Origin of the sequence: Geobacillus sp. FSL K6-3411 (genome assembly GCF_037965715.1) — a bacterium.
Lineage (GTDB): Bacteria > Bacillota > Bacilli > Bacillales > Anoxybacillaceae > Geobacillus > Geobacillus thermodenitrificans.
In genome coordinates this window covers 3,551,232-3,571,218 of record NZ_CP150187.1, presented here as the reverse complement: position 1 = coordinate 3,571,218, position 19,987 = coordinate 3,551,232, and the positions used below count along the sequence as shown (strand labels likewise).

Genomic DNA, 19,987 nt, shown 5'->3' with positions numbered 1-19,987 from the left:
GGTTTGATTCAACCGTTATGTGAGATCGCAGGTGTGTCTCGAAGTGGATACGACAAGTGGGCCAAACGATAGGAACACCCTTCTCGAAAGCAACGGGAAGGCGAGCATTGGAAGAAAAACATCGCGGAATGTCATAAAGAGCTCAAAGGCACATCTATGGGGATCGGGGAGTCCAAGTCTGGCTCAAACGGAAATACCAGCTGAGTGTCAATCATAAACGGGTGCAAAGGCTGATGAGGGAGATGGGCATTCGCGCCGTCATTCAGAAGAAACGGCCTTATTACGGGAAGAAAGCATCCGATGCCATTTCAGGCAATCATCTGAACAGAAATTTCCATGCGACCAACCCCAACGAGAAATGGGTGACGGATATCACTTATCTCATCTTTAACGGACAAACGGAAGGTCAGGATGTCCAGGAAAGAAAACTGTTCTGGACAATGCCTGCATGGAAAGCGTTTTTCGCCATTTCAAGGCGGATGGTTTCCATCTGCGCTCGTTTCGCACAGCCGAAGAGGTGAAGGAGGTCGTACACAACGATATTCATTTTTATAACCATTAGTGTTTCCAAAAAATAAAACACCCTGAGTCCGTATGAATACAGAACTGAGGGTGTTTAAATGGGCTTTTTTCTTCCTGTCTACTTGACAGGGGTCACTGCATTTATTATACAGCTTGCTTTTTCTCTTGCTCGCGGTGTTCGCGGCGGTGCATTCCTTTAATGAAGTAGATCGCTGTCAGCAACAGCAACCACGTTGGGCCGACGATCAATGCGATGCGCGTATCCGGGAAATACGCCATTAAGATGATGACACCAATTAAGAAGGCAAGCGATACATAAGAGCTGTACGGATAAAATGGCATTTTGAATGCTAGTCGTTTCACTTGTTCTGCGCTAAGCTGCTTACGGAACTTCAGTTGGGAAAGCAAAATAATGGACCACGTCCAAATAGCGCCGAACGTTGCGATACTTGTCACCCATTGGAACACTTTTTCCGATACGTAGTTCAAATAGACGCCGACCAGCATGGCAAGGGCGGTGACGATCAAAGCGGTGCCAGGGATGCCGCGGTTAGTTAAACGGCTAAATGCTTGTGGCGCCTCTTTTTGTTCGGACAGGTTAAACAGCATCCGGCTCGTGCTGAAAATACCACTGTTGCACGACGACAGGGCAGCCGTCAAGACGACAAAGTTAATGATACCCGCGGCGGCATGAATGCCGACTTTTTCAAATGTCAACACAAACGGGCTCCCTTTTTGACCAATTTCATTCCAAGGGTAAATGGACATAATGACGAACAATGCACCGACGTAGAAAATTAAAATACGCCAAAACACAGTATTAATGGCTTTTGTCAACGATTTTTGCGGATTTTTCACTTCTCCTGCTGTGACACCGATCATTTCGATGCCTAAATAGGCGAACACGACCATTTGCAGCGACATGAGCACACCGCTAATCCCGTTCGGGAAAAAGCCGCCGTGTTTCCAAAGATTACTAATACCGGTGGCGATACCGCCGTTGCCGATGCCGAATATAATCATTCCTAAGCCAACGACAATCATGGCGATGATCGTGACAATCTTGATCAAAGCAAACCAAAACTCAAACTCCCCATACGCTTTTACGGCAAGGAAGTTAATGGACGTCATGAGTACAAGGGCAGCGAGCGCCCATGCCCAACGTGGTGTATCAGGGAACCAAAACTGCATATAAATACCAACGGCTGTAATCTCAGCGATACATGTGACCACCCATAAAAACCAATAGTTCCAACCGGTCAAATAACCGGCGAGCGGCCCTAAATAGTTATGCGCATAACGGCTGAACGAACCGGCAACCGGATGTTCGACCGCCATTTCACCTAATGCTCGCATGATAAAAAACATAATGGCACCGCTGATCGCATAGCCAAGCAAAATCGCCGGCCCAGCCATTTCAATTGCGGATGCCGAACCAAGGAACAAGCCAACGCCAATCGCTGCGCCGAGCGACATGAGCGAAATGTGGCGTTCTTCCAATCCTCGATGCAATTGCGGCTGCTTTTGCTCCATCTATTTTTCCTCCTAGCAATTGATAATAAATAATATTTTGCGAAAAAATTTTCATAAAGCGCTTACAATATAATAGTAATCGATATGACAACGATTTGTAAATGAACAATATTTCCAAAATATTATTTATTGAATAATCAAAATATTATTTGAAATAGGGGAATTGCCTCCTTGCCTTATATTTTGTACAATGGGAAACGCAAAATAAGCGGAACGGAATGAAGGTGATGATGATGGAGGAACGGGAAGCGAAAGCATTTCTTGAACAATTGCAGCAAGAAGGATTGCTCACCGAGCAAACGCGTCTAATTTGGGAAATGATTTTGCCAAAGCGGCTAAAACGGATGTATGACGTGTTGAACGAGCGCACCCGCTATATCACTGTCTTGATGGAAGCGGTGGATGATCCGCACAACCAAGCCGCCGTGTTGCGAACAGCGGAGGCGTTTGGCATTCAAGATGTCCATGTTGTCACCGGGAGGGCGCCGTTTTCGCCGAATCGGCTTGTGACGCGTTATGCCGACCAATGGCTGACGCTTCATCGGCAACCGGATATCAAAACGGCCATCAGCGACTTAAAACGGCAAGGGTATCAAGTGTATGCGAGCTATCTCGGCGAAGGGACGATTCCGCTTTCCGAGGTAAATGTTTCTAAGCCGACGGTGTTATTGTTCGGCAACGAACATAGCGGTGTATCGGAAGAGGCGCTCCGTTTGGCAGATGGGACGTTCGTCATCCCGATGTACGGCTTTGTCCAAAGTTTTAACATTTCTGTTGCTGCGGCATTGACGCTGTATGATGTCACTGAGCGGGCGCGGCGCCAAGTAGGGAGACGCTATTATTTGTCACATGAAGAGAAAAAGACACTGTACGAACAATGGATGTGGCAGACATTGCATCCGCGCATCCGCAAACAATTGGAACAGCAAGGATATGTACCAACAATAGGAAAATAACCGGGTTCTTTTGAGAAGGGAACCCGGTTATTTTTTTTGATGGAATATTTTTGTGTGAATCCCCTTCCGGATCAATATTTCCCTAATCGGGGAAAATGGATGACGATTTCTTGAACAATGGTTGAACAGTTCGTGACAAATGTTTTGCCGATTTATGAACTTTTACACCCGTCAGTTTCAAATATTTTTAACTTTGATATGGTAGAAACTAAGACAATATGCATAGAAGGCACGCCTCACATGGTGGGGGCGGACGAAGGAGGATATACAGTGATGAAACGGGCGATATGGCGCGCGCTGTCGGTCTTGCCGCTCCTCTTTTTGCTTAGTGGTTGCGTCGAGCGTACAGCAGTGCTCAACCCACAAGGACCGGTGGCGCGAACGCAGTACGACTTAATTATGTGGTCAATCGGCTTTATGCTGTTGATTATTGTCGTTGTCTTTACTTTATTTACGGTCGTGCTCATTCGTTATCGGGAGAAGCCGGAGAACGCCGATTACGAGCCGCCGGATGAAGAAGGAAACACGCTGCTTGAAATCGTCTGGACAGCGATTCCCGTTTTGATTGTTGCGGCGCTTGCTGTTCCGACGGTGAAGGCGACGTTTGCCTTTGAGAAGCCGCCGACCGATAAAGTCAAACCAATAACGATTCATGTTACGGCAGCCAATTGGAAATGGATTTTCAGTTATCCGGAAGAGAACATTGAAACGGTCAACTATGTCCATATTCCAGCGGGTGTTCCGGTCAGGTTTAAGCTGACTTCAGTCGGACCGATGAACTCATTTTGGGTGCCAGAGTTAGGCGGACAAAAATACGCCATGGACGGCATGGAGACAGAGCTGATTTTACAAGCTGACAAACCGGGGTCATATATGGGGCGAAGCGCCAACTTTTCCGGGGAAAAGTTCACCCATATGGAGTTTGAAGTCGTCGCGCAAAAAGGAGACGACTTTAAGCAATGGGTCAACGAAGTGAAACAAACGGCGCCGAAGCTCAATGAGAACAAGTATGCAAAAATTTTAGAACCGGGACTTGTCGGGCGGATGACGTTCTCAAATACGCATTTAGAATGGATTGACCATGCGAAACAAAACAGCCATCATGTCGAGAGGAAATCAGCAGGTAACCATGGCAACCCAGACCATGACATGGCGAAAGACAGTCATCATCACGGAGAATAAGAAGGGGGGAACGGGCGATGAAATGGAGCGAGTTTTTCGTCACGGGTGAGCCGCTGATTTATGCGGCTGATGTCGCGATCGTCTTAACGATGGTCGGCATTGTGTTTGTATTGACGTATTTTAAAAAGTGGAAATGGATTTGGAATGAATGGCTTACGACTGTCGACCATAAAAAAATTGGCGTCATGTACATTATTTGCGCGGTGCTCATGCTCTTCCGCGGCGGCGTCGATGCCCTTTTAATGCGGGCACAGTTGACAGCTCCTAATATGAATTTTCTTGATGCCCAGCATTATAATGAAATTTTCACTACGCACGGGACGATTATGATTTTGTTTATGGCGATGCCGTTTATTATCGGTTTGATGAACATTGTCGTTCCGCTGCAAATCGGGGCGCGCGATGTCGCGTTTCCATACTTGAATGCGTTAAGTTTTTGGCTCTTTTTCTTCGGTGCAATGTTGTTTAACATTTCGTTTGTCATTGGCGGTTCGCCGGATGCTGGTTGGACGGCGTACTTTCCGCTCGCTGGCAATGAGTTCAGCCCTGGCGTCGGCAACAACTATTACGCTGTTTCCTTGCAAATTTCCGGGATCGGAACGTTAATGACCGGAATCAACTTCCTTGTGACGATTTTGAAAATGCGCGCGCCAGGCATGACGTTGATGCGCATGCCAATGTTTACGTGGACGATTCTCATTACGTGCGTTTTGATTGTGTTCGCTTTCCCAGTGTTGACAGTTGCGTTGGCGTTAATGACGTTCGACCGCTTATTTGATACACAGTTTTTCACGATGGCGAATGGCGGTATGTCGATGCTGTGGGCGAACTTGTTCTGGATTTGGGGACATCCGGAAGTATATATTGTGATTTTGCCAGCGTTCGGCATTTTCTCGGAAATCGTCAGTACGTTTGCGCAGAAACGGCTGTTTGGCTATAAAGCGATGGTTTACTCGATCGTCGGTATCGCCTTTTTAAGCTTTATTGTTTGGGTGCACCATTTCTTTACGATGGGCGCCGGACCAGCGGTTAACTCGGTATTCTCGATTACGACGATGGCTGTTGCCATCCCAACCGGGGTGAAAATTTTCAACTGGTTGTTTACGCTTCGGAAAGGGAAAATCCGTTTTACGACGGCGATGCTTTGGTCGCTGGCATTCATTCCGAACTTTGTCATCGGCGGTGTGACGGGCGTTATGCTGGCGATGGCAGCGGCTGATTACCAATATCATAACAGCTATTTCTTGATTGCCCACTTCCATTATGTGTTAATCGCGGGTGTGGTGTTTGCCTGCTTTGCCGGCTTGCATTACTGGTATCCGAAGATGTTCGGCCATATATTAAACGAGCGGCTCGGCAAATGGACGTTTTGGCTATTTATGATCGGCTTTAACGTCTGTTTCTTCCCGATGTATTTCCTCGGACTTATGGGAATGACGCGCCGCATGTACACATATTCGGACGGTCTCGGCTGGACGCCGCTCAACGTCGTTGCGACCGTTGGGGCGGTGCTGATGGGAATCGGATTTATTGTACTTTGCTATAACATTTATTACAGCGCTCGCTATGGCGAACGTGACATGACCGGCGACCCGTGGAATGGACGGACGCTTGAGTGGGCGACTGCGTCGCCACCGGTGCACTACAATTTCCCGGTCACTCCGATTGTTGACGATTTGGATGCGTACTGGGTAATGAAGAAAAAACAAGGCGGTTTCCAAGTGAAAGAGGAGGAATTGAAGCCGATCCATATGCCAAGCAATTCGGGGCGTCCGTTTTGGATCTCGGTCGCATTCTTTGTCGCAGGGTTTGGTCTTGTGTTCAAATGGTTTGCATTAGCAATTGCCGGTGCGTTGTTCATTGTGCTCGGGCTCATTCTCCGCTCGTTTGAAAATGATGACGGCTATCATATTGGCGTCGATGAAATTAAACGGACTGAGCGAGCGGCGCGAAAGGGGGCGTGACGAATGGGAGAAGCAGTACATCGTTATGATGAAACGATGCCGCTTGAGTATCGGACAGAGGAAAATCGGCTCAACATTTTAGGATTTTGGATTTTTTTAGGGGCAGAAGTCGTCTTATTTGCGACCTTGTTTGCGACTTACCTTGTCTTATTCCAGCGAACCGGCTCCGGACCGACAGCGCAGGAATTGTTCCAAGTAAAAGATGTATTGATTGAAACGTTGTTGTTGTTGACGAGCAGTTTCACGTGCGGGTTGGCCATTTTTGAAATGCGCCGCGGCCGGCTTGCTGGGCTTCTCGCTTGGCTGCTTGTTACGCTTTTGCTTGGGATTGGGTTTATTACATTTGAAGTTCGCGAGTTTATTCACTATGTCCATGAAGGGGCGACGATGCAGACAAGCGCCTTTTTATCAAGCTTTTTCGTCCTTGTCGGCACGCACGGCGCTCACGTCAGTTTAGGGATCGGCTGGATGATTTTCATCATCATCCAGTTACTCCAGCGCGGGTTGACAGTAAAAACAGCAAGAAAAGTGTTTATCGTCAGCTTGTATTGGCACTTTTTAGACGTTGTTTGGATTTTTATTTTCACGCTCGTTTATTTGTTAGGGATGGTGGTGTAACATGGGTACGAACGGCCATCATGAATCATTTCCATGGAAACATCTGATCGGTTTTGTTCTTTCGCTCCTCTTAACGTTTGCGGCACTGTGGGTGGCGCTCTCGTCCGGGCTGCCGCTTAAGGCAGTCATCGTCGTCATGGTTTTGTTTGCGATGATTCAAGCAAGCTTGCAACTATTTATGTTCATGCACGTAGCGGAAAGCGACAGCGGCAAAGTGCAAACGTTCAACATGGTGTACAGCTTTTTCATCGCTGTCGTTGTTGTGGCCGGTTCGGTTTGGGTCATGCAATTTGTATTGTAAAGCAAGATTGGCCTAGAGACCCGGTGGTGTCATCGTCAATGCGGCCAGCTTAAAAAAATTTGCAAACCTTAGCCTCAAAAACCGCCCCAAAAGGGAGAAACAATCATTTTTGCTTAACCTTCCAGGAAGGCGGTGTGAAAGGGAGAAATTTCACCATAGAAAAGGCGTCTTGCCCCAAATGGCAAGACGCCTTTTACAATACTTTTGACAAAAACGCTTTTGTCCGCTCGTGCTGCGGGCGGTCGAACAAGTCTCCCGGTTTTCCTTCTTCGACGATGTAGCCGCCGTCCATAAATAAGACGCGGTCACCGACCTCGCGGGCAAAGCCCATCTCATGGGTGACAATGACCATCGTCATCCCCTCATTGGCGAGCTGCTTCATGACGGAAAGCACTTCGCCGACCATTTCTGGGTCAAGGGCTGATGTCGGTTCGTCAAAGAGCATGATTTTCGGTTCCATGGCCAATGCCCGGGCGATGGCAACGCGCTGCGCCTGCCCACCGGAGAGGGAATCCGGATAGACATTGGCTTTGTCTTGCAAACCGACTTTGGCGAGCAGTTCCATCGCTTTTGCTTCCGCTTTTTCACGCGGCCATTTGCGCACTTTCATCGGCGCGAGTGTAATGTTGTTGAGCACCGTCATGTGAGGGAACAAGTTAAATCGTTGAAACACCATGCCGACTTCCTCGCGCACTTTATTTAAATTGGTGTCTTTCGCCTTCAAATTGATGCCGTCAATGATAATCTCACCTTCATCGAAATCCTCAAGCAAGTTTAAACAACGCAAAAACGTCGATTTCCCCGATCCCGATGGGCCGATGACGACGACAACTTCCCCTTCGTGAATATGCGCGTCGATTCCTTTTAACACTTGGAGTGAACCGAACGATTTTTTTAATTGGCGTACATCGATCATTGGGTCGAATACTTCCTTTCAAGATAATGTGACAGTTTGCTTAAGGAGAGCGTCAAAATTAAATAGATAAATGCAACGGTTAAATACGGCTCCCAGACGCGGTAATACTCACCAGCGGCCGCTTTTCCCCAGTACATAATTTCCGGGGCGGCGATAATCATCCCGAGCGACGAATCTTTAATCAAGACGATAAACTCGTTCGCAAACGGCGGAATCATCCGCTTTAACGCCTGCGGCAAAATAATGTATCGCATCGCTTGCGCGTGCGTCATCCCAAGCGAGCGAGCCGCTTCCATTTGCCCTTTGTCGATGGATTGGATACCGGCGCGGAAAATTTCCGCGACATAGGCGGCGGAGTTCAGTGACAGTGAGACGACTAAGGAAACGAGGGCGTTCGGTTCTGCAAGCAAAAGCGGCATGGCACCAAAATGGACGAGCAAAATTTGCACGACAAGTGGCGTGCCGCGGAAAAAGTTAATGTACCATGTGAACGGCAGGCGGATGAGTGGGTGCCTGGACATTTTCCCAAGGCCGATGAACAGGCCGAGGATGAGGCCGAACACGATGCCGGCTAATGATACGCCGATCGTTACGAGCAGCCCTTTCCAAAAGTAAGGAGCGTATTCAACAATAATATCAAAACGAAAATCCATCAATCTCACCTTTCTCTTAAGAAAAATGCGTAACTTGCTAGCAGTTACGCATTTTCCTTTGTTCGTGCGCTTATTGTTGTTGCTTTAAATTTTCAATATTCGGTTCTATGCCAAACCATTTTTTGTAAACTTCTGTATATTTACCGTTTTCAATGATGTTCTTTAACGCTTCATCCACTTTTGCTTTCAAGTCGCTATCTTTCGGGAAGATGATACCGTAATATTCCGAAGTGAAGTTGTCCGGATCTTCAATGACTTGCAATTTTTTGTCCGGATTGTTTTTCACATATTCGTTCGCTACTGCGTTATCTGTGATCACGGCATCAACACCGCCGTTTAACATCTCCATAATGGCAACAACACTTGTTTCGAACTTTTTAATATGCTCACCTTTGCCAAACAGCTTTTCAGCAGCTTCTTGACCAGTGGTCGCGTTTTGGACACCGATCGTTTTCCCTTTTAAGTCGAGGGCGTTTTTCACTGGGCTGCCTTCTTTCACTAAGATCACTTGGGTTGCTTCAAAGTACGGAGCTGAGAAATCATACGATTGTTTCCGCTTATCCGTGATAGTAATACCGGAAATGCCCATGTCGATTTCTTTGCTTTGCAGCGAAGCGAACAGCGGATCCCAGCCGATGTTTTTCAACTCATAGTCCAAGCCGGCTTCTTTCATGACCGCATCGAGAAGGTCAGCATCAAAACCAACGACTTTCCCTTTTTCCATATACTCAAACGGAGCAAACGCAGCGTCTGTTCCGACAGTGATTTTTTGTTTCGTTTCTTTCTCACTGCCTGACGAAGAGGTTGTTTCTGTCGACTTGCCGCAAGCGGCGAGCGCCATAAACAACGCAGCAACGACAGCCACGATGAATCCTTTCTTCAATCTTAACATCCTAGAAAATCCCCCTTTGGAATCATTGTCGATGAACGATTATCATACTATCAATATTTTTGTGATTATGCAATAGGTTTTATAAAAATAATTGTTTGAACATTTTGGTACTTGGTTACAAAAAGGGAAAATGCGCATTTTTCCAATGTTTTTCTCTGCATTAACTGGAATTTATATGGGGAATATAATTTTACATGCATTTTTATGAAATAGTTTTTGTAATAGAGAAAAGTACAAATGATTTATTTGAATTTACAAAATATTATAGCAGAAAGGGATAGGGATTGGCAAAGGTTTTGTGAATTCGTTTACTATAGCGATATGGAAAAAAATAAATACTATTGTGTAAATACTATCGATTTCGTTATGATGAAAGTGATGACAAGACAGCAAAGGAAGGAGAGCCTTCATGGTTTTATTTTCCGTCATTGTTTATTTAGTTGGCATGCTTTGGATCGGTTATTGGGCGTATAAACGGACGTCCAATTTGTCCGATTATGTGCTCGGCGGTCGGACGCTCGGACCAGCGGTCACCGCGTTGAGCGCTGGGGCTTCCGATATGAGTGGCTGGCTGTTGATGGGGTTGCCAGGAGCGATGTATCTTGACGGGGTGAGCGCCGCTTGGATTGCCATCGGGCTGACGCTAGGCGCTTATGCGAACTGGCTGTATGTTGCGCCGCGGCTGCGTGTTTATACAGAAGTAGCGAACGACTCGATTACGATTCCGGAATTTTTAGAAAATCGCTTCAGCGATACGACGAAATTGTTGCGGATGGTGTCTGGGATTGTCATTATGATCTTTTTCACGTTTTACGTTTCATCCGGTCTTGTCTCAGGTGGTGTGTTGTTTGAGAACTCGTTTGGGGTCAGCTACCATACGGGGTTATGGATCGTCGGCGGTGTTGTCGTTGCTTATACGTTGTTCGGCGGCTTTTTGGCGGTCAGCTGGACGGACTTTGTACAAGGGACCATCATGTTTATCGCTCTCATTCTTGTCCCGGCTGTGACACTGTTTCACACAGGTGGGCCGGTTGATACGATCGAGACGATTCGCGATATTGATCCAGCTTTGTTAGATCTGTGGAAAGGAACGAGTTTTCTCGGGATTATTTCATTATTCGCCTGGGGGCTTGGTTATTTTGGCCAACCGCACATTATCGTCCGTTTTATGGCCATTAAATCGGTCAAAGAAATGAAAAGCGCCCGTCGCATTGGCATGGGCTGGATGATTTTTTCAATCGTTGGGGCGATGCTGACAGGTCTTTTTGGAATCGCTTACTTTTCGCAACGCGGCATGAAGCTCGATGACCCGGAAACGGTGTTTATCCAACTTGGTGAAATTTTGTTCCATCCAATCATCACGGGATTTTTGCTGGCGGCGATTTTGGCAGCGATCATGAGCACGATTTCCTCACAGCTGCTTGTCACGTCCAGCTCGCTGACTGAAGATTTGTATAAAGTGCTGTTCCGCCGCTCGGCTTCAGACAAGGAGCTTGTCCTTGTCGGCCGCCTGTCGGTGCTCGTTGTCGCCATTGTCGCGACCGCGTTGGCATACACGAAAAACGACACCATTTTAAACTTGGTCGGCTATGCGTGGGCTGGGTTTGGCGCGTCATTTGGTCCAGTTATTTTGCTAAGCTTGTTTTGGCGGCGAATGACGAAATGGGGAGCGTTCGCCGGCATGGTCGCCGGAGCGATGACAGTCATCCTCTGGACGCAATCAGACTACTTAAAAGGGCTGCTGTATGAAATGATCCCGGGATTTGCCGCAAGCTTGCTTGCCATTGTCGTGGTGAGCTTGCTGACGAAGGCACCGGAAGGGAAAGTGGCCGAGCAATTTGACCGGTTTAAACAGTCGCTGTCATAAGCAAGACAAACAGGGTGTCCTTTGTCGTAGGGACACCCTGTTATCAATGAGATATTTTGTATGTCCCGACTCAAGTACAGGTGTTGTCGCGACACCATGTCACCCGATTCTAGTCCGGATGCGGGCGTTTGTCGCGGCATGATGTCGTCCCGTCCCCATCCGAGTACAAGTCGGTGTGGCGGTTGCGCTATGTCGCGACCGCCCTTTTTTTCTGAAAATGCGCACGCCATTTTCATGCTTAGGTGGAAGGAATCCCTTATCCTAGACCTTTTCGATATCATTGCGCCTCCTTTTTTCGCTCCTGCACATGGAAACCTCATCATGAAATCTGTTTTTGACGGCGAGACGGCAGTTAGATGTCCCGATGCGGCCACCTGCTGCTTGATAAAAAAAGACAAGGCTGAAGCCTTGTCTATTGTTCCATATAGCGGCGGTAAGCGCCGTGGTGTGTCGGTCCTACGTATTCGTTTAATGGGAATGAATGGCGAATGGCAGCGGTGATGAACGCCTTGGCGGTCGCAATGGCGTCTTTGACCGGGCGGCCTTTTGCCAGTTCGGCAGCGATGGCCGCCGAGAACGTACAGCCGGCTCCATGTGTATACGTCGTTTCAATTCGTTCTGATTCAAGCAGCTCGAACGTTTTGCCGTCATAGAGGACATCGACTGCGTAGTCATGCGGGATTTTCCGTCCACCTTTGACGATGACATATTGCGCGCCGAGCTCATGAATGCGCCCGGCTGCCTCTTTCATATCTTCCACCGTTTCAATGCGCGGCAGACCGGATAATTGAGCTGCCTCAAACAAATTCGGCGTCACAACCGTCGCTTTTGGCACGAGCGTTTCACGGTAGCACACTGTATTTTCTGGGTGAAGCGGCTCGTCCGCCCCTTTGCACACCATGACTGGGTCGATGACGGCGTTTGTTAAGCCGTGTTTTTCAATCGTTCGTGCGGCCAACTCAATGATGTCAGTCGTCGGTAACATCCCTGTTTTTAAGGCGTCAACGCCGACACCGACGATGATCGTCTCAAGCTGAGCTTCGATCGTTGCCAAGTCAACAGGAAACACTTGATGCGCCCAACGATTGTGCGGATCCATGGCGACGATTGTCGTAATCGCCGTCATTCCATACACGCCAAGCTCTTGAAAGGTTTTTATATCCGCTTGCAGTCCAGCGCCGCCACTGCTGTCTGAGCCGGCGATCGTTAATGCTTTGGGCATCGTCATCGTGATTCACTCTCCTTTTTAATGAAAATCATATCATGAATCTGTCTCAAGGATAAAACAGTCGTTCCACATCGGCAGAAAAGATCTCGAGAACAAGCGAACGCGCCGCGAAACAATCTGTTTTTCTAGACAGTTCACAAAACGTCCTTCTTTCCCAAGCATTATCATTATACAACGCCTGTCTTGATGGAAGAAAACGATTTTGCATGACGAACAAATAAAAAAAGCCGTCCGTATGGGACGGCAATTTATGGCAGTGAATGGGCAGCGATGAACATGCGGCCGACAACGCGCTTTGCCGGCCGCATTCGTTAGCGTTTAGTTGGCCGCCAACGTTTTGCCGAGCGCTTCGCGGGCCGGTACGTAGCGGTAACCGAGGTCGCGGGCAACCGCTTCGTACGTGATTTCGCCGTTGGCGACGTTGAGGCCAAGCTCGAGCGCCGGGTTGTCAGCAATGGCTTGGATAACGCCTTTATTAGCGATTTGTAAAGCGTATGGGATCGTGACGTTCGTCAAGGCGATCGTCGAAGTGCGCGGGACGGCACCCGGCATGTTAGCGACTGCATAGTGGACGACACCGTGTTTGACGTAGGTCGGGTTGTCATGTGTCGTGACGTGGTCGCTCGTTTCAACGATACCGCCTTGGTCGATGGCGACATCGACAATGACCGAACCCGGTTTCATTGCTTTTACCATATCTTCCGTGACGAGTTTCGGTGCCCGTGCGCCTGGGATGAGAACCGCACCGATGACAAGGTCAGCTTCAGCAACTGCTTCAGCGATGTTCATCGGGTTGGACATGAGCGTTGTAATTTGGTGGCCGAAAATGTCGTCGAGCTCACGGAGACGGTCAGCGTTCAAGTCGATGATCGTCACGTCTGCACCAAGACCGACCGCGACTTTTGCTGCGTTCGTACCGACGACCCCACCGCCGATGATCGTTACTTTACCGCGGGCAACGCCAGGAACGCCGCTAAGCAAAATGCCTTTTCCTCCGTACGGTTTTTCTAAGAATTGCGCCCCGATTTGCGCCGCCATCCGTCCAGCGACTTCACTCATCGGCGTCAACAACGGCAGCGTGCGGCCGACTTGCACTGTCTCATAAGCGATGGCGATGACACCGCTTTCTTTTAAGGCGCGAGTCAATTCCGGCTCTGCCGCCAAATGCAAATACGTGAACAAAATGAGACCTGGACGGAAATAGCCGTATTCACTTGGCAGCGGCTCTTTTACCTTCATTACCATATCAGCCTGTGCCCAAACGTCTTCGGCACGTTCAATGATTTGCGCTCCAGCGCGGATGTAATCGTCGTCGCTGAAACCGCTTCCAACTCCTGCCTCTTTTTCGATGAGCACTTTATGTCCTGCTTGAACGAATGACAAAACGCCTGCTGGCGTAATCGCGACACGGTTTTCGTTATTTTTGATTTCCTTTGGTACTCCAATAATCATCAATATCGTTCCTCCTCGTAAGAAGTGGCTGCACCTATAGTATAAAAGAAAAGGAGCAGGTCGGACATTGTTCAAAAAAGAGAAAAGAAGCACACAGTTTTTGTGGATTTTCACAAATTAACTGTGCGCTTCATATTTCGCTAATTTAATATCGATATATAATTTGATTTTTTGATTCATATCATTGAGATCAAGCTCAGCAATGTCAGCGATTCTTTTTAACCGGTAAGCAAGCGTGTTCGGGTGAATGTTGAGGGCGTCGGCGGTTTCTTGCACGTTTTCATTATGATCAAAGAATGTTTCGAACGTTTTCACTAAATCGCTATGATGTTTTTTATCGTATATGTGCAGCTTGGCTAAAGCTGGGTTGGCCCATTCCCCTTGCCGCTTTTTCTCAAGCAAAAAGTCAAAAAACTGGTAAATGCCGAGCTGGGCGTAGCCGTAAACCGTCTTTATTTCATTGCCGAATTTTTCTTTCAGCGCTAGTACGGCGAGCGCTTCACGGTAGCTTTTTTCGATCAGACGATATGACTCGTATACGCCACCGAATCCGCTTTGCACATCATGAATGTGAAATCGCTCTTTCATTTTCGCAGAAAACGACTCGATGAATTCGTTCAGTTCTTTTAGCGGCTGATCCGTTTTCGGCGCTGCTAGCAAAATGACGTTACGTCTATCAGTTGTATAGAGAAGGAGCGGGAGTTGCTGAGTTGTTTGTAATAAGTAGGAAATTTGCCGTTCCATTTCGGTGGTCAAATCGGCCGCAAAACGGAAGACGACGACAGCAAACTGCGGCGCTGCCGTAATTTGCATCGCGGCAAGGTGCGCACGGATTTCATCTTCGGTCGCGATATGACTGGTGAGTAGTTTCCAAAACAGCTCTTGCACTCGTTCTTCTTTTTTGTTTTTGCGCATATACAGTTGCAACACTTTATTTTTCGCCGCTTTGGCCGCCAGCTTCAGCCATTCCATCTCCTCAGGCGAGAGCGTCCGGTTCGTTTCGAGCACCCAGATAAAGCCGATCACTTCATCGTTTTTCCAAATGGAGACGGCGACGCGGCTGCCGAGGCCAACACCTTCAATTGGTGGAACGCGCACCGGTTCACGGCTTTTCAGCAACGCTGGAATGGCACCTTGTTTCCATAAGCTGTTAATCACTTTTTCTGGAACGCGTCGGCTGATGATTGTCGCCGTCCGTGCCGGGTCGGTGTAATCATCATGGGCGCTGTAGGCGATGAGCCGATGGTTCGCGTCTTCGATGGTCACCGGACATCGCAGCACGTCGCTGACGCGGTCGGCAAACTCTTCAAGGCTGTCAAACTCGCCGCGGAACGGGTCATTGTAATGAGACATATTTGTTTCCCTCGCATTGTCCATAGGATTTTAGTTTGATTTTACCATAAATGAGGATTGTTCATGCATTCTACAAAGAAAGAGGAGTGAGTGCACTTTTTGTTGAATGAATGGCAAAGAGAGAGTGGACAAGGAGGAGATGGTTGTGAAAAAGTGGGAAATCGCTGTTATTCCGGGCGACGGCATCGGTAAGGAAGTCGTGCCAGCAGCGTTGGATGTGCTGCGGGCCGTCGCCGATGTCCATGGGGGGATGACGTTTTCGTTCACCGAATTTCCGTGGAGCTGTGACTACTATGTTGAACACGGCAAAATGATGCCGGATGACGGGTTATCGATTTTGCGAAATTTTGATGCCATTTTTCTTGGAGCGGTCGGCAATCCAGCGCTTGTTCCCGATCATATTTCATTATGGGGCTTGCTCTTGAAAATCCGCCGCGAATTTGAACAAGTGATCAATATCCGTCCGGCGAAATATTTCCGCGGCTTGTCCTCCCCGCTTGCGGAGCCGCACGAATTTGATTTCATCGTCGTCCGTGAAAACAGCGAAGGTGAATATAGCGAAGTCGGTGGGCGCATTCATCGCGGTGAAGATGAAATCGCCATCCAAAACGCCGTATTTACCCGCAAAGGAACGGAGCGGGCGATGCGCTACGCGTTCGAGCTGGCCCAAAAGCGGAAAAGGCATGTGACGAGCGCAACGAAATCAAACGGTATTTTCCATACGATGCCGTTTTGGGACGAAGTGTTCGCCGACGTCAAGCGCGACTATCCGGATGTCGCGACCGCGTCGTACCATATCGACGCGTTGGCGGCCTTTTTTGTCACACGGCCACACATGTTTGACGTTGTTGTCGCAAGCAACTTGTTCGGCGACATTTTGACTGACCTCGGCGGCGCCATTATGGGAAGCATCGGCATCGCTCCGGCGGCGAACATAAACGTCAACGGCAAGTACCCGTCAATGTTTGAGCCCGTGCACGGTTCAGCGCCCGACATTTACGGCAAAGGCATTGCCAACCCGATCGGGCAAATTTGGACGGCCAAATTAATGCTTGACCATTTCGGTGAAGAAGAACTCGGCGCTCTGTTGTTAAACGTAGTCGAGGAGGTTACGGCCGACGGCGTCAAAACGCCGGATATCGGCGGCACGGCGACGACGAAGGAAGTAGCCGCGGAAATTTGCCGACGCTTGCGCGAGCATGCTTGACCCGTCAGAGCAGCAAGCGGCGCGGTTTGCAGTTTCCTTCCATTCGGGTATACTTGTTGTCGGAAGAACTGACAAAGAAAGGATGACATACGTTGTTCAAAAAATGGTTTGGCAAAAAACAGTCAGAGGAAGAAACGATTGTTGCGCCGCTGAGTGGGACGGTCGTGCCACTTGAGGACGTGCCTGATCCGGTGTTTGCGCAAAAAATGATGGGCGACGGTATCGCCATTGATCCAACGGACGGGGACGTTGTCGCTCCAGTGGATGGCGAAGTCATTCAGCTTTTTCCGACGAAACATGCCGTTGGCTTGCGCTCGGAAGCAGGGGTTGAGCTGCTTATTCATGTCGGCATCGATACGGTGGCGATGAACGGAGAAGGGTTTACCGCCCATGTACAGGCCGGCGACCGGGTGAAACGAGGCGAGCGGCTCCTTTCTGTTGACTTCTCGCTCGTTCGTGAAAAGGCGAAAAGCGCCATTACGCCGATCATCATTACGAACGGCGACGCGCTTGCTACCCTTGAGAAAAAGGCTGAAGGCTCGGCGACAAAAGGGGAGACCGTCTTATTTCATGTAAAAATGAAATAACATTCACCGCCCGGTTTTCCTCACATCAGGATAACCAGCCGGTTGGAATTGGCACTCACGGGTATCTTCATATGGATATCGAGAAATGGGAACGCTAAAATATGCTTGCATCTACAAAGCTGTCAAACGAGGGGGAATTGTTTGGCGGCTTTTTTTTATCATTTCGAACCGAGAAACCCTCACTTCCAAGCGTGAGTGAAGGGGAGCGGTCATTGTATGTGACGGTTCGTTTTGTGAGAAAATGATCAATATATGATTGAATTTGCGCTGAACCGCTTCTATAATGGATATAGGTTCTGTCTTGACATCAATAATGACAGGAGGATATACATGAATCAACAGACGATTTCCCAGCGCAAGCTGTTAGGTATCGCCGGCCTTGGCTGGCTGTTTGATGCGATGGATGTCGGTATGTTGTCGTTTTTGATGGCCGCCTTGCAAAAAGATTGGAACTTAAATGCAGGGCAGGTCGGCTGGATCGGCAGTATCAACTCGATCGGCATGGCGGTCGGGGCGCTCTTGTTCGGGTTGCTGGCTGACCGGATCGGCCGGAAAAACGTCTTTATTATCACATTGTTATTGTTTTCGGTCGGCAGCGGGCTGTCAGCGTTGACGACAACGTTGGCCGCATTTTTGGTGCTTCGTTTTTTGATTGGCATGGGGCTTGGCGGTGAGTTGCCGGTTGCCTCGACATTAGTCTCCGAAGCGGTGCCGGCGGCTGACCGCGGCCGGGTCGTCGTGCTGCTTGAAAGCTTTTGGGCCGGCGGCTGGTTGCTGGCGGCGCTCATTTCGTATTTTGTCATTCCGACTTACGGTTGGCGAGTGGCGTTATGGTTGGCGGCCGTACCGGCGCTGTACGCCATTTATTTGCGCCTCCAATTGCCGGATTCACCGCGGTTTGTAGCGACAAAAAAAGAAGAAACGGTATGGAGCAACATTGCGAAAGTATGGTCGGCTCCGTATCGGAAGGAAACGACGATGCTTTGGCTCCTTTGGTTTTGTGTCGTCTTTTCGTACTACGGCATGTTTTTATGGCTGCCAAGTGTTATGGTGATGAAGGGATTTAGTTTAATCCAAAGCTTTGAATATGTGCTCATCATGACCTTGGCGCAACTGCCTGGCTATTTCAGCGCCGCATGGCTGATCGAGCGGGCGGGGCGGAAGTTTGTTTTGACCACCTATTTGCTTGGTACAGCGGCGAGTGCTTACTTTTTCGGTACGGCCGAGTCGCTTGTTGGATTGATGGCAGCTGGCATCTTCCTCTCGTTTTTCAACCTTGGCGCCTGGGGGGCGCTGTACGCCTACACGCCGGAGCAATACCCGACGTCAATCCGTGCGACCGGGGCCGGTATGGCGGCGGCGTTTGGCCGCATCGGTGGCATTTTTGGGCCGCTGTTGGTCGGCTCCCTTGTTACTCAAGGCGTGTCAGTGACAGCGATTTTTACGTTGTTCTGCCTGTCGGTCCTTGTTGCTGTCCTCGCGGTCGCCGTTCTTGGCAAAGAAACGAAGCAGCAAGAACTCGTCTAACAGGATGGAGAAAAACGATGGTTTTTCCATCGTGCAGCGGTCTTCGGACGAGGGAAAAGGTTAACGTTTGCAAGATTTCTCTATTTGAGAAGATGCATGTTTTGCATCACGTTCTCCATTTACATGACCAACCTTCTAAGTTGACAACCAAAAAATAGGGGCGATACCTTAAGGGTAAGCCCCTTTTTGTTTGGGAACATGGAGAGAGGCGGTGGATTTTCGGTGGATTCGTTCGTATCGGTCGTCATCCCGACGTACAATCGTCCCTATCCGTTAGCCGAGTTGCTCGAGTCACTCAGCCGGCAGACGTATCGTTCATTTGAAGTGATTGTGGTCAATGATGGCGGCGTCCCGGTCCATGATGTTGTCGCTTTGTACCCAGAGCTTGAGATCCGACTCATCGACCGTTGCAATGAAGGACATGTGATGGCTCGCAACGTAGGCGTCCAAGCGGCGCGCGGTGAATACATTATGCTTTGTGATGACGATGACTTGCTTTTACCATGCCACTTAGAGCGGATGGTAGCGGCGCTCGAGCATGCGGATTTCGCTTATTCCGATGCGGAGATTGTCCAATATCGGGTAGAAAATGACCAACGCTTGCCGATGGCCCGCTTTTTATTTGCCTATGAGTATGATTTGGAAGCGATGCGGACGTTCTCAACGTACGTCCCGTCCGGAAGTGTGTATCGGAAAGCGCTTCATGACGAAATCGGTTACTTTGATGTGTCGGTTCATCATTATTGGGATTGGGACTTCTTTTTGCGTGCCGCGTCCGCTTGTCGCGTCACTCGTGTCGCGGCGGCGACTGTTTTGTATGCGTTCAGCCCGGACGGCGACAATATGTCGCGACAAATGGGAGACAAGCGGCGACATTACTTGCGGCGGCTTTGCGAGAAGCATGGGCTTGGCGACTTGCCGGTGAAAAACTTTTGGCTGTTGCTTGACGAGCCGGAAGTCGCGCGTCGCCGAACTGAAAGCGAAGTCATCTGGGACGGTCAGCCGATGGTGTCGCGATTTTGGACGCAAAAAAAGAGGGCAACTATTGACAGGAGTTTTTTGGGTTTGCTATGATAGTGAACAAAATCGTATAACGAATCGCGATGACGGATCAATAGTAGTTAACCCTCTCTTCTAAAGCGAGCCGGGGGCGGTGGAAGCCCGGTGAAGACGGTTAATGAAACGGCAGTCCGGAGCGGAAACATGGAAAAGTGGATGTGCCATTGGCG

The 19,987-nt window shown here is 49.0% G+C and carries 18 protein-coding genes; 11 read left to right on the top strand and 7 right to left on the bottom strand.

The features are described from left to right. Positions 1–242 precede the first annotated feature (242 nt). Entirely contained in the window at positions 243–521 is a 279-nt protein-coding gene (locus tag NSQ22_RS18200) for a hypothetical protein (protein WP_233129498.1), read from the top strand. A gap of 145 nt (positions 522–666) precedes the next feature. On the opposite strand, the gene NSQ22_RS18195 is transcribed toward NSQ22_RS18200, so the two are convergent. Beyond that, a complete protein-coding gene (locus tag NSQ22_RS18195) occupies positions 667–2,055 on the bottom strand; it encodes an amino acid permease (protein WP_008880787.1) in 1,389 nt (462 codons plus the stop codon). A 233-nt stretch (positions 2,056–2,288) separates the two neighbouring features. On the opposite strand from NSQ22_RS18195, the gene NSQ22_RS18190 reads away from it, so the two are divergent. From NSQ22_RS18190 to qoxD, 5 genes are all read left to right on the top strand, one after another. Then, positions 2,289–3,011, top strand: a complete 723-nt coding sequence (locus tag NSQ22_RS18190; protein WP_081157506.1) for an RNA methyltransferase — start codon at positions 2,289–2,291, stop codon at positions 3,009–3,011. 273 nt (positions 3,012–3,284) lie between these two features. Continuing rightward, complete coding sequence (gene qoxA, locus NSQ22_RS18185; protein WP_011888437.1) at positions 3,285–4,193, top strand: cytochrome aa3 quinol oxidase subunit II; 909 nt, start codon at positions 3,285–3,287, stop codon at positions 4,191–4,193. A 17-nt stretch (positions 4,194–4,210) separates the two neighbouring features. Next, entirely contained in the window at positions 4,211–6,157 is a 1,947-nt protein-coding gene (gene qoxB / locus NSQ22_RS18180) for a cytochrome aa3 quinol oxidase subunit I (RefSeq protein WP_087960349.1), read from the top strand. A 3-nt stretch (positions 6,158–6,160) separates the two neighbouring features. Continuing rightward, positions 6,161–6,775 (top strand): cytochrome aa3 quinol oxidase subunit III, encoded by a 615-nt coding sequence (qoxC, locus tag NSQ22_RS18175; protein WP_011888435.1) that lies wholly within the window; start codon positions 6,161–6,163, stop codon positions 6,773–6,775. A gap of 1 nt (position 6,776) precedes the next feature. Next, entirely contained in the window at positions 6,777–7,076 is a 300-nt protein-coding gene (qoxD, locus tag NSQ22_RS18170; RefSeq protein WP_087960348.1) for a cytochrome aa3 quinol oxidase subunit IV, read from the top strand. A 193-nt stretch (positions 7,077–7,269) separates the two neighbouring features. Here the strand turns inward: qoxD and NSQ22_RS18165 are convergent, their stop codons facing one another. The 3 genes from NSQ22_RS18165 to NSQ22_RS18155 all read right to left on the bottom strand — a co-directional run bounded on the left by NSQ22_RS18165 (position 7,270) and on the right by NSQ22_RS18155 (position 9,537). Next, a complete protein-coding gene (locus NSQ22_RS18165; protein WP_011888433.1) occupies positions 7,270–7,992 on the bottom strand; it encodes an amino acid ABC transporter ATP-binding protein in 723 nt (240 codons plus the stop codon). Further along, positions 7,989–8,645 (bottom strand): amino acid ABC transporter permease, encoded by a 657-nt coding sequence (locus NSQ22_RS18160; RefSeq protein ID WP_008880777.1) that lies wholly within the window; start codon positions 8,643–8,645, stop codon positions 7,989–7,991. The genes NSQ22_RS18165 and NSQ22_RS18160 overlap by 4 nt, the downstream gene beginning before the upstream one ends. Before the next feature lie 70 nt (positions 8,646–8,715). Further along, positions 8,716–9,537 carry a basic amino acid ABC transporter substrate-binding protein gene (locus NSQ22_RS18155; protein WP_008880776.1) on the bottom strand — a complete coding sequence of 274 codons (822 nt, stop codon included), beginning with the start codon at positions 9,535–9,537 and terminating at the stop codon, positions 8,716–8,718. A 409-nt stretch (positions 9,538–9,946) separates the two neighbouring features. Between NSQ22_RS18155 and putP the strand changes: the two genes are divergently transcribed. Next, positions 9,947–11,404 carry a sodium/proline symporter PutP gene (gene putP / locus NSQ22_RS18150; protein ID WP_008880775.1) on the top strand — a complete coding sequence of 486 codons (1,458 nt, stop codon included), beginning with the start codon at positions 9,947–9,949 and terminating at the stop codon, positions 11,402–11,404. Positions 11,405–11,816: 412 nt separating this feature from the next. Here putP and pdxK read toward each other — a convergent pair whose 3' ends face one another. The 3 genes from pdxK to NSQ22_RS18135 all read right to left on the bottom strand — a co-directional run bounded on the left by pdxK (position 11,817) and on the right by NSQ22_RS18135 (position 15,437). Next, positions 11,817–12,632, bottom strand: a complete 816-nt coding sequence (gene pdxK / locus NSQ22_RS18145) for a pyridoxine/pyridoxal/pyridoxamine kinase (RefSeq protein ID WP_008880773.1) — start codon at positions 12,630–12,632, stop codon at positions 11,817–11,819. 318 nt (positions 12,633–12,950) lie between these two features. Next, positions 12,951–14,084, bottom strand: a complete 1,134-nt coding sequence (gene ald / locus NSQ22_RS18140) for an alanine dehydrogenase (RefSeq protein WP_008880772.1) — start codon at positions 14,082–14,084, stop codon at positions 12,951–12,953. 117 nt (positions 14,085–14,201) lie between these two features. Continuing rightward, positions 14,202–15,437 (bottom strand): PucR family transcriptional regulator, encoded by a 1,236-nt coding sequence (locus NSQ22_RS18135; protein WP_008880771.1) that lies wholly within the window; start codon positions 15,435–15,437, stop codon positions 14,202–14,204. Between the two features lie 145 nt (positions 15,438–15,582). Here NSQ22_RS18135 and NSQ22_RS18130 point away from each other — a divergent pair, with 145 nt between their 5' ends. From NSQ22_RS18130 to NSQ22_RS18115, 4 genes are all read left to right on the top strand, one after another. After that, positions 15,583–16,644 (top strand): tartrate dehydrogenase, encoded by a 1,062-nt coding sequence (locus NSQ22_RS18130; protein ID WP_008880770.1) that lies wholly within the window; start codon positions 15,583–15,585, stop codon positions 16,642–16,644. Between the two features lie 92 nt (positions 16,645–16,736). Next, positions 16,737–17,231, top strand: coding sequence for a PTS glucose transporter subunit IIA (locus NSQ22_RS18125; protein WP_008880769.1), 495 nt, complete (start codon positions 16,737–16,739; stop codon positions 17,229–17,231). 330 nt (positions 17,232–17,561) lie between these two features. After that, a complete protein-coding gene (locus NSQ22_RS18120) occupies positions 17,562–18,758 on the top strand; it encodes an MFS transporter (protein WP_008880768.1) in 1,197 nt (398 codons plus the stop codon). Between the two features lie 222 nt (positions 18,759–18,980). Beyond that, on the top strand, positions 18,981–19,832 hold the full coding sequence (locus NSQ22_RS18115) for a glycosyltransferase family 2 protein (protein ID WP_087960347.1): 852 nt from the start codon (positions 18,981–18,983) through the stop codon (positions 19,830–19,832). Positions 19,833–19,987: the final 155 nt, after the last annotated feature.

Excerpts from the sequence above, each read along its gene's own strand:
- NSQ22_RS18200 (WP_233129498.1), top strand. The coding sequence starts at position 243 with ATGGGCATTCGCGCCGTCATTCAGAAGAAACGGCCTTATTACGGGAAG.
- NSQ22_RS18195 (WP_008880787.1), bottom strand. The coding sequence starts at position 2,055 with ATGGAGCAAAAGCAGCCGCAATTGCATCGAGGATTGGAAGAACGCCAC.
- NSQ22_RS18190 (WP_081157506.1), top strand. The coding sequence starts at position 2,289 with ATGGAGGAACGGGAAGCGAAAGCATTTCTTGAACAATTGCAGCAAGAA.
- qoxA (WP_011888437.1), top strand. The coding sequence starts at position 3,285 with ATGAAACGGGCGATATGGCGCGCGCTGTCGGTCTTGCCGCTCCTCTTT.
- qoxB (WP_087960349.1), top strand. The coding sequence starts at position 4,211 with ATGAAATGGAGCGAGTTTTTCGTCACGGGTGAGCCGCTGATTTATGCG.
- qoxC (WP_011888435.1), top strand. The coding sequence starts at position 6,161 with ATGGGAGAAGCAGTACATCGTTATGATGAAACGATGCCGCTTGAGTAT.
- qoxD (WP_087960348.1), top strand. The coding sequence starts at position 6,777 with ATGGGTACGAACGGCCATCATGAATCATTTCCATGGAAACATCTGATC.
- NSQ22_RS18165 (WP_011888433.1), bottom strand. The coding sequence starts at position 7,992 with ATGATCGATGTACGCCAATTAAAAAAATCGTTCGGTTCACTCCAAGTG.
- NSQ22_RS18160 (WP_008880777.1), bottom strand. The coding sequence starts at position 8,645 with ATGGATTTTCGTTTTGATATTATTGTTGAATACGCTCCTTACTTTTGG.
- NSQ22_RS18155 (WP_008880776.1), bottom strand. The coding sequence starts at position 9,537 with ATGTTAAGATTGAAGAAAGGATTCATCGTGGCTGTCGTTGCTGCGTTG.
- putP (WP_008880775.1), top strand. The coding sequence starts at position 9,947 with ATGGTTTTATTTTCCGTCATTGTTTATTTAGTTGGCATGCTTTGGATC.
- pdxK (WP_008880773.1), bottom strand. The coding sequence starts at position 12,632 with ATGACGATGCCCAAAGCATTAACGATCGCCGGCTCAGACAGCAGTGGC.
- ald (WP_008880772.1), bottom strand. The coding sequence starts at position 14,084 with ATGATTATTGGAGTACCAAAGGAAATCAAAAATAACGAAAACCGTGTC.
- NSQ22_RS18135 (WP_008880771.1), bottom strand. The coding sequence starts at position 15,437 with ATGTCTCATTACAATGACCCGTTCCGCGGCGAGTTTGACAGCCTTGAA.
- NSQ22_RS18120 (WP_008880768.1), top strand. The coding sequence starts at position 17,562 with ATGAATCAACAGACGATTTCCCAGCGCAAGCTGTTAGGTATCGCCGGC.